Source organism: Frankia sp. CgJB1 (assembly GCF_977947065.1).
On sequence record NZ_CDWTNB010000022.1, the window covers coordinates 25,122 to 34,493 of the forward strand.

9 protein-coding genes are annotated in these 9,372 nt (G+C 69.6%); 3 read left to right on the plus strand and 6 right to left on the minus strand.

Translation table 11 applies throughout. The features are described from left to right. Positions 1 to 32 precede the first annotated feature (32 nt). Positions 33 to 836 (minus strand): GntR family transcriptional regulator, encoded by an 804-nt coding sequence (locus AC08OT_RS04715; RefSeq protein ID WP_476593688.1) that lies wholly within the window; start codon positions 834 to 836, stop codon positions 33 to 35. 196 nt (positions 837 to 1,032) lie between these two features. Here AC08OT_RS04715 and AC08OT_RS04720 point away from each other — a divergent pair, with 196 nt between their 5' ends. Continuing rightward, on the plus strand, positions 1,033 to 1,815 hold the full coding sequence (locus AC08OT_RS04720; RefSeq protein WP_476593687.1) for a class I SAM-dependent methyltransferase: 783 nt from the start codon (positions 1,033 to 1,035) through the stop codon (positions 1,813 to 1,815). Positions 1,816 to 1,825: 10 nt separating this feature from the next. Here AC08OT_RS04720 and AC08OT_RS04725 read toward each other — a convergent pair whose 3' ends face one another. Both AC08OT_RS04725 and AC08OT_RS04730 read right to left on the minus strand, forming a co-directional pair. Next, positions 1,826 to 2,782: a D-alanine--D-alanine ligase family protein gene (locus AC08OT_RS04725; RefSeq protein WP_476593686.1), complete on the minus strand. Its 957-nt coding sequence runs from the start codon at positions 2,780 to 2,782 to the stop codon at positions 1,826 to 1,828. Between the two features lie 28 nt (positions 2,783 to 2,810). After that, entirely contained in the window at positions 2,811 to 4,016 is a 1,206-nt protein-coding gene (locus AC08OT_RS04730) for an aminotransferase-like domain-containing protein (protein ID WP_476595177.1), read from the minus strand. 308 nt (positions 4,017 to 4,324) lie between these two features. Here AC08OT_RS04730 and AC08OT_RS04735 point away from each other — a divergent pair, with 308 nt between their 5' ends. After that, on the plus strand, positions 4,325 to 4,528 hold the full coding sequence (locus tag AC08OT_RS04735; RefSeq protein WP_476594395.1) for a hypothetical protein: 204 nt from the start codon (positions 4,325 to 4,327) through the stop codon (positions 4,526 to 4,528). Here the strand turns inward: AC08OT_RS04735 and AC08OT_RS04740 are convergent. Together AC08OT_RS04740 and AC08OT_RS04745 are read right to left on the minus strand one after the other, a co-directional pair. After that, positions 4,525 to 5,268 carry a transposase gene (locus tag AC08OT_RS04740; RefSeq protein WP_476602563.1) on the minus strand — a complete coding sequence of 248 codons (744 nt, stop codon included), beginning with the start codon at positions 5,266 to 5,268 and terminating at the stop codon, positions 4,525 to 4,527. The genes AC08OT_RS04735 and AC08OT_RS04740 overlap by 4 nt on opposite strands. Before the next feature lie 688 nt (positions 5,269 to 5,956). Next, entirely contained in the window at positions 5,957 to 6,190 is a 234-nt protein-coding gene (locus AC08OT_RS04745; RefSeq protein ID WP_476595174.1) for a hypothetical protein, read from the minus strand. A gap of 386 nt (positions 6,191 to 6,576) precedes the next feature. On the opposite strand from AC08OT_RS04745, the gene treZ reads away from it, so the two are divergent. Then, a complete protein-coding gene (gene treZ / locus AC08OT_RS04750) occupies positions 6,577 to 8,358 on the plus strand; it encodes a malto-oligosyltrehalose trehalohydrolase (RefSeq protein WP_476594391.1) in 1,782 nt (593 codons plus the stop codon). A gap of 280 nt (positions 8,359 to 8,638) precedes the next feature. Here the strand turns inward: treZ and zapE are convergent. Then, positions 8,639 to 9,372 (minus strand): AFG1/ZapE family ATPase (zapE, locus tag AC08OT_RS04755; RefSeq protein ID WP_476602562.1); only part of this gene is annotated, 734 nt, incomplete at its 5' end.

Below are 9,372 nucleotides of genomic sequence, written 5' to 3' on the forward strand. Positions count from 1 at the left end.
AGTCATTAGTGTCATTAGCTGACCGTATTCGGCTACCCTGCCAGGTTGGGGCGGTTCTCGGCGGTGGCGGGGGTGGTAGGCCACTGGGCACTCGGATCGCGGGTGATGGTCTGCTCCACCTCGAACCGGCCGCCGTCGACGTACGTGATGTTGACCTCGACAGGATGCCCGGTCGCGCCGCTGATCGTTGTTCGGGATAGGACGAGGAGCGAGGCACTGCGGGAAATCCCGAGGTCTCGGGCCTGATCGGGGGTTGCTGGGCGGGCACCGATCGTGCGTGTCCAGGTCAGGGGTCCGTGGCCCAGGTCATGTTCGAAGCGGTCATAAATGCCGCCTGGCCCCGTCGAAGCGGCCTCCAGAATCGTGCCGCGGGCGAGCTCGGCAGGCAGGTAGGAGTCAGAGATCTGCACGGGCTGGCCGCCGGGGCCGACGACACGGTGACGTTCGAGAACCTCGCTGCCGGGCGGAACGCTAAGAAGGCGGGCGACATGCGGCGGCGCGGCCATCCAGCGGCGGGTCGGGGTGGTGACCGGTGACCAGTGCCCGGCGGCCGGGTTGAAGATGTACCCCAGGTCGTTACGGCGAACGGTGCGGCCGAGCTCAAGTGGTTCTGGCGGTGCCGACCGGTCAAGTACGACGACACCGGACTTTTCCACGATCCTGACCCGGCCCTCCAGCGCGAGTAGGCCGAGGGCCTCCGTGATGACGCCACGCCCAACCCCGAACTCCTTGGTGAGGGCTCCGTATCCGGACAGGCGACTACCCACCGGGTAGGGCGTGAGTTCGGCGTCCAGGCGGCGGCGCAGCTCGGTCGCAATCTCCTCATATCTACTCAAAGGACACCCCTCGTCACTCAAACTGTACCGGTACTGTTATCGATCAATAGATTGGATCACACTGTCAGTACCGGTACAGATCAGGTTACCAGCATGTAACAGCGATGCCGTTGCAGGGCTGGCCTCCCCTACCCGACCTGAGGTGATGACCTATGCCCACAGCCTGGAACCCTCGATCGCATCAGCAGGGGGCGCGATGACGAAGGAGACGGATGAGTACGGCGCCCGCACCTACGGAGACGCCATCAGCGCCGCCTATGATGATCTTTACGGCACGTTTGTGGCACCCACCGGGCAGATCAAGATCCTTGCGAAGTTCGCCGGCGCCGGCCCCGCGGTCGAGATGGGGGTGGGCACCGGGCGGGTAGCGATCCCGCTGGCCCAGTCCGGCGTACGGGTGATCGGTATCGACGCCTCCGACGAGATGACCCGAGTCCTCGCCCGCCGCGCCGCCATCGACCGGCTTCCCATCGACGCGATCACAACCGACGCCGCCACGTTCACCGTCTCCGAACCGGTCCCGCTGGTCTACGCGGTCTTCAACACCTACTTCCTCCTTGCGACCGAGGACACCCAGGCGGCCTTCCTCCGGCAGACCCGGACCGCGCTGCACCCCGACGGCCGGCTGGTCATCGAGACGTTCGTCCCCCGGCCCGACCGTCTGCCCGACGGCCCGTACCCCGGCGTGTTCCCCGCGGACTCGGCGGTGACCGTCAAGCAGCGAAGCCCCCAGCGCCTGGTGCTCTTCGCCTCCACCAATGACCAAACCGCCCAGATGTTCAACTACCACGAGCTGGTGTTCACCGACGGGAAGCTCCCCCGGCTGTACCCAGGGAGCATGCGTTACTGCTGGCCGGAGGCGATCGACGAACTCGCCACCCAGGCCGGGCTGACGCTGGAAGAACGGTGGGCCGACTGGGACCGCTACCCGTACGATCCGACGTCGAGCCGCAAGCACATCTCCATCTACCGGCCCTGAGCCCGACCGTTCAGCCGCCCGCGCGTTCCACCGCCCGGGCGGCAAGGTCCCGGCAGACGACACCGAAATCCAGCCCTGCCGCGGCAAGACCCATCGGCCACGTGCTCGTCTCGGTCATCCCTGGTGCGACATTCGTCTCCAGGTACCAGATCGTGCCGTCCTCGCTCACAATCAGGTCGGTGCGGGACAGATCGCGTAGGCCCAGGACACGGTGGGCGGTCAGCGCTGCGTCGGCCGCCGCATCGGCAACCTGCCGGCTTACCGGCGCAGGGATGACGAAGTCAGTGGCACCGGCGGTGTAGCGGGCGGAGTAGTCGTACCGCCCGCTCACCGGGCTGATCCCCACCGTGGGCAGAGCCAGCGGCCGGTCGTCGGTCTCGACCACCCCCACCGTGATCTCGACACCGGCGACCGCCCGCTCGATCAACGCCCCGTCGTGGTAGCCGAAGCAGGTCATCAGCGCGGCGGGCAGCTCGGCCGCGTCCGCCACGTAGCTGACACCGAACGCCGACCCACCGGCGCGGGGTTTGACAACCAGCGGGAGGCCGAGCCGGTCGACGATCCGGCTGATGAGCCCGGCAGCGCCGAGATCATGGAAGGCTTCCTTCGGAAGAGTCACCGACGCCGGAGTCGACAGCCCGGCGGAGGCGACCGCCGACTTCGCGATCGGCTTGTCGAACGTCGCTCGGCAGGCCGCCGGTATCGCGCCGACATACGGCAGGGCGTGCAGGTCCAGCACCTCACGCAACGTGCCGTCCTCTCCCGACACGCCATGTAGGACCGGCAACACCACCGTAGGCGGCTCGGCGGCGAGCGCGGGCAGCAGGCCGGCGTCGACATCGCGGAGCTCGGCATCGATACCGATCCGGGTCAGCGCCGCGTGCAGCCGGTTCGCGGACCGCTGGGATACCTCCCGTTCGACGGACAGGCCACCGGCGAGTACGAGCACCCGGCCCAGATCAGTCATCGTGCCCCTCACAGCGACGGTCGGATGATCAAGAGGAAGTGGTCGGTCGCGGACGCGGGCCAAAGGTGGCCAGCAGCTCCAGCTCCCGGGCAATCACCTCGCCCAGGCGGGTCACCCCGTCGCGGATCCGCTCAGGCGGAGGATGGCAGTAGGACAGCCGCATGCTGTTGCCCCCCGACCCGTCCGCGTAGAAACCGCTTCCCGGCACGTAGGCCACCCGGGCCTTCACCGCGGCAGGCAGCATCGCCCGTGCATCGATTCCCTCGGGCAGGGTCGTGAACACGAAGAATCCACCGGCCGGCCGGGTCCACATTGTCCCCGCCGGCATCGACGTCTCCAACGTGGTCAGCATCGCGTCCCGACGCTCCCGGTACAGCTCCCGCAGCACCTTGAGCTGCTCCGGCCACGGCTGCATCGTCAGGTAACGGTCGACCGCGAGCTGCGCGAACATCGAATGCGACAGCATCGCTGACTCGGCAGCCAGCACCAGCTTGTCCTTGACCGCAGGCGGCGCCAACACCCAGCCCACCCGGAGCCCTGGCGCCAAAGTCTTCGAGAACGACCCCAGATACACCACGTCGCCCGCCGCATCCGCCCGCAGCGCCCGCATCGGCCCCCCCTCGAAGCCCAGCAGGCCGTACGGGTTGTCCTCAACCACCAGCACCCCGGCGCGCCGGCACACCTCCACCACCTCCGACCGCCGCGCGGCAGTGAGGGTCACCCCGGCCGGATTCTGAAACGTCGGCACCGTGTAGAGCATCTTCACCGCCCGCCCGGCCGCGGCGAGACGCTCCAGGGTTTCCGTCAACGCATCGGGGAGCAACCCGTCGGTATCCATCAATACGTGCACCACCTGGGCCTGGTAGGCGACGAACGTGTTGATCGCCGTCACATAGGTCGGAGCCTCAGCGAGGACAACATCCCCCGGATCGAGGAAGATCTTCGCCATCAGGTCGAGAGCCTGCTGCGACCCGACCGTCACCACGACGTGGTCGGGCTCGGCATCGATACCCTCCATCGCCATCACGGTGCAGATCCGTTCCCGCAGCCCGGGGTCGCCTTGCGCGGAGCCGTACTGCAATGCCACCGGGCCACGCTCCAGGACAACATCGGCCATGGTCTGGGCGATCGCGTCCATGGGCAGCGCGGTCACGTCCGGCATCCCACCCGCCAGCGAGACGATCTCCGGGCGGGACGCGACCGCGAACAGGGCCCGAACCTCGCTGGGCACCATCCTCTGCGCACGCTCGGCGTACCGCCCCCGCCACGGATCCAGGCTCACGCGAGGCGACACTACCGGGCGTACACAACCCTGTCGCACACTGGCACAGCAGCTCACGCTGTGGACCTGTTGATCGATCGATCCGCGCAGCGGGACGTAGGCATCGACGCGTGCCAGACAACGGCCCTGCTCGTTTGAAGGAGCACCGCGGGTCCGGTTAAACGGGTCCGGTTAAACGGGGCGACGTCCCGGCTGATCAGCCGAGCTGACCCTGCACGTCGACTGGGGCGGTAGCAGGCAGATCCGGTCTCGTAGGGGCGATGAGGACACGCGCGACCTACCGGCCGCTGTGGGCCTCCGGCTCGGCCGCGGAGAACGTCGTCGCCTTCAGCCGGTCCGAGTCCGTCGTCACCGTGGTGCCCCGCCTCGTCCTCGGCCTGCGCCGCGGCGGCGGCTGGCGGGACACCACCATCCCCCTACCCGAGGGACGCTGGACGGACGTGCTCACCGACTCTGCTGCTTAATTCGCGGTTCGGGTTGTGCGCTGCTGGCTGAGGCGGGTGAGTCCGCTGGTTCGGGGTGTGAAGGGTGGTTGGTCGGGGTTCCAGTGGGCGTCGAGGCGGATGACGTTGACCGCGGTGGCGGAGAAGGCATGTTGGAGGCGGGTCTTGGGCAGGCCGCGGTAGCGGGCGTTGCGCAGGCCGGTGATGTCGAGGGTCTGGTTGATGGTGCCTTCGATCCCGGCGCGCAGGGCATACCTGGTCTTCCAGGTGTCGGTGGCCTGTTCGGCGCGGGCGGTGGTCAGGGTCTCGTGGAGTTCTCGGGGGCGCAGGCTGAGGTAACGGGTGCGGCGGGTGGAGGTGGTGCACGCTTTCTGCGCGGGGCAGGGGTGGCAATCGGTGCGGGCGAACGCGACGACGATGGCGTCGCGGTTGTGCTGGCGGACGGGGTACCAGCCGGTGCTGGTGTGGCCCTGCGGGCAGCGGGCCTGGCGGGCTTTCCAGTCGATCCGGAACGCGGCCTTGTCGTAGCCAGCGCCGGCCTTGGCCTGGGGGGAGTGGTGGAGGAGAGCTGGGGTGACCATGGTGATGCCCCGGGTGGCGGCGGTGTGGATGAGGTCGGCGGAGGAGTAGCCGGCGTCGAGGTAGTGCTCGCCCGGGGTAAGGCCACGGTCGGTGAGGGTGGCCTGGACGATCTCCGTGGCCTTCACATCCGGGACGCTCGCCTGGGTGGTGAGAACGTCCGTGATCAGCCGTAACGGCACGGCTTCGGCTTCGGCTTCGGCTTCGGCTTCGGCTTCGGCTTCGGCTTCGGCTTCGGCTTCGGCTTCGGCTTCGGCTTCGGCTTCGGCTTCGGCTTCGGCTTCGGCTTCGGCTTCGGCTTCGGCTTCGGCTTCGGCTTCGGCTTCGGCTTCGGCTTCGGCTTCGGCGGGAGGATCGCAGGTTTCGGTGAGGTGGACCTTGTAGCCGTACCAGAACAGGTCGTCGCCCTTGGCCGCCCACCGCGCATCCGGGTCGTAGGGGGAAGCCAAGCAACGATGTCCAGGCGGGACGCCCTGCTTGTCGGCGTCCCGCTTCACGATCACCTCCCGTCCCCGGGGATCGGTGGACAGGTAGTAGGTCTGCACCAGCCATCTGCCGCAGGAAGTCCTCCCCACGCCCGTGGGGGTGATCCGGCCGAGACCATCGGTGTCGATCCCGGGGTGAGATCCTCCCCACGCCCGTGGGGGTGATCCGGACGCGGCGGAGGATCTGATCGACCCGCTGCCATGCCTCCGGAGGGATGGGGCCGAATGGGTGGGCCAAGCCGGAGATCGGCATCCACGCGATCAGCTCCGGCAGTATCGTGCCCCGGATCGGATCAATGATCCCGGCGTCCGCGGCGTAGTCGTCATGCGGCAGGGGGTCGCCAGGGATGACCGGGCAGGTCACCATCCGGCCCGTGCCCACACCTCACCCTGTCGCACGACGCCGCAGCGCCTCCAGCCGGAAGAACTCGGCGTTGAGATACTCCGGCGTCACCCCGAGGGCGGCGTTGCGCTGCTGCTGCCGGGCGAAGCGGGCCGTCCAGATGGCGTCGGTCAGCGTTTTATCTACCCACGCAGACAGGCTGAGCCCGGCGGCCTCGGCCTGCGTCCGGGCATCCTGCAGCGTCGCCGCCCGGACCGACACGTTGAGGTTCGGCATGTCACGCATCATAGGACGGCCCGTCACATCGCCCCCGGCTGTCCTCGCCGTCGCGTGCGGTTGCGATCCCTCGTAGGGGCGATGAGGACCCGAAAATCAACGCGCAGGTGGGACGGCGTGTCGTAGGCCCGGCGGAGGGGCGGGACTGCAGCGAACCTCCGGTCGAACATCACGACGACGAAATCATGGCATAACGGTGCCATCTGATCAAGATACGGAGGCATCGCACGGCGGTTGCCCTCCCTCCGGTCGGACTACCTCGCTGCCATCTCGGTGCCATCCGGCTCGGCATGCCGGGCAGCCGGGCGCCTTCGGCCGGGGACCGATGTCGTCACCATTGTCGCCGTCACGGCGTGTCCGACGGCTCTGACAGGTAGACAAGACCGATGAGCACCCTCCGGCTGTGGGCCCCTGAGGCGAAGACGGTCAGCCTGGTCGTGGCGGGCTCCGCCGGCGACTCGACGCACGAGATGACCGCCGGGAAACGGGGGTGGTGGTGGGTCAACGTCCCGTCCGCGAAGCATGGCACGGACTATGCCTTCCTGCTCGACGGCGGCAGCGAGGAGCTGCCCGACCCCCGATCGGCCCGGCAACCGGGGCCGCTGGGGGTTCACGACCGGTCGCGGCTGGTTGACCACTCGGCCTTCCCCTGGACCGACGGGACCTGGCGAGGCATCGCGCTGGCCGGCAGCGTGCTCTACGAGCTGCACGTCGGGACGTTCACCCCGGAGGGCACCTTCGACGCGGCCATCGGCAAGCTCGACCATCTCGTCGAACTCGGCATCGACGCCGTCGAACTGCTGCCGGTCAACGCCTTCCCGGGCCGGCACGGCTGGGGCTACGACGGCGTCGGTCTGTACGCGGTGCACGAACCCTACGGCGGCCCGGACGGGCTCAAGCGCTTCGTCGACGCCGCGCACGCTCGCGGCCTCGGCGTGATCATGGATGTCGTCTACAACCATCTCGGCCCGGACGGCAACTACCTCGGCCGCTTCGGCCCCTACTTCACCGACCGCTACAGCACTCCGTGGGGCCCCGCGGTCAACCTCGACGCCCCCGGCTCCGACGAGGTCCGCGCGTTCATCATCGACAGCGCCCTGTCCTGGCTGCGCGACTACCACTGCGACGGGCTGCGTCTCGACGCCGTCCACGCCTTTCAGGACAGCCGGGCCCTGCACCTGCTGGAGGAGATCGCCGAGGCGGTCCACCGGCTCGGCGCCCAGCTGCGCCGCCCGCTGTTCGCCGTCGCCGAGTCGGACCTCAACGACCCGAAGCTGGTCGCCGCACCCGAGGCCGGCGGGTACGGCCTGGACGGGCAGTGGTGCGACGACATCCATCACGCGCTGTGGGCAACCCTGTCCGGCGAACGGCAGGGGTACTACGGGGACTTCGGTTCGATCTCGACCCTCGCCCACGCGCTGACCAGTGGGTTCGTCCACGACGGCGGCTACTCGACGTTCCGCGGGCGCTCCCACGGCCGGCCGATCCCCCCGACCACGCCCGCCTACCGGCTCGTCACCTTCCTGCAGAACCACGACCAGATCGGCAACCGGGCCGCCGGCGACCGGGCGTCCGCCACGCTCAGCGACGGCCTGCTCCGGATCGGTGCGGCCCTGCTGCTCACCTCGGCGGTCACCCCGATGCTGTTCATGGGCGAGGAGTGGGGTGCCCGCACCCCCTGGCAGTACTTCACCGACCACACCGCCCCCGGGCTGGGGGACGCGGTGCGGGAGGGCCGGCGCGCCGAGTTCGCCGCCCACAGCTGGGAGCCGCAGGACGTTCCCGATCCCCAGGACCCGGCGACCTTCCAGCAGTCGAAACTCGACTGGTCCGAACCGGGCCGGGAGGGTCACTCCGACCTGCTGGACTGGCACCGCCGGCTGATCGCGCTGCGTCGCCGGCTGCCGGCGCTGACCGACCCGGCGTGGTCCTCGGTCGCGTGCACCTTCGACGAGGAGGCCCGCTGGCTGGTGGTCCGTCGCGGCGACGTGGCGATCGTCGTGAACCTGGCCGCCGAACGGCAGGCCGTCCCCCTCGACGGCGTCCCGTTCGACGCCCCGGCCGCATCCGCCCACGGGTTCACCTACATGCCGGGACGGGTGGAACTCGACGGCGAGTCGGTCGTGATCATCCGTCTGCTCCCCCCGGCCGAGCCGACCGCCGGCTGACCCGTCAGCGCACCGGCCGTCAGCGCCGGGTGCGGTCCCTGGACAGCACGAAATAGAGCCCGCCCAGCACCGCCAGCCCCACCAACAACACCATGACGAGCAGCACGACGTAGGTTCCCATGCACCCATGGTCGCAGGCCCCGGCACGACCGCCAGCGGGTCACCCACGCCCGGAACGGCGAACAGATACTCCGGCAGGTCCGGCGTCCGGACCGCCGGCTCCGACACCCCACTCGGGTGCAGCGGCCGCACGTTCGGGCCGCGCGCCCGGCCTGGTGCGTCAGCCGGGCAGCATCCCGGCGACGCGGCCCGCGGTGCCGTTCCCCGCCGCGGCGTCCCGGCCCAGCGCACTCAGCCGGGACGTGGCCCGCTGGTACTTCTTGCGGTGCGGCCCGGCGAGCAGCTCCGCTCCGAACAGCTCCCCGAAGGGCACGCCGGAGGCCACGACCGGGACCGACGGGTCGTGGAGCCGGTCGGCGAGGACCACGACCCGCAACGCCACCGCCTGATCCTCGACCGGCGCGACCCGGTGCAGGCAGACCAGGGTGACTCCGGCCACGAGCGCGCCGTACCGAGAGGGGTGCAGTCCGGCGAGGTGCTCGCACAGCGCGGCGAATCCGTCCTCGGTCGCCCCCTCCTCGGCAGCCGCCCGCGCGCCGACCTCATCGTCAGTATACGGCGGGGGCGCGGCCGGAAGACCCCGGTGCCGGTAGTCCTCCCCGTCCACCCGGAGGATGTCGAACCTGGCCACCAGACCCTGGATCTCACGGCGGAAGTCGGCGGCGGCGAACCGACCGGCACCGAGGTCCTCCGGCTGGGTGTTGCTCGTCGCGGCCAGGTGGACACCGGCCTCGACGAGCCGGGTCAGCAGGCTGGACACCAGCACCGTGTCGCCGGGATCGTCGAGCTCGAACTCGTCGATCGCGACCAGGCGCAGGCCCGCGAGAGCCTGCGCGGTCGCGGCGAATCCCAACGCGCCGACCAGGGAGGTCAGTTCGACGAACGTGCCGTACG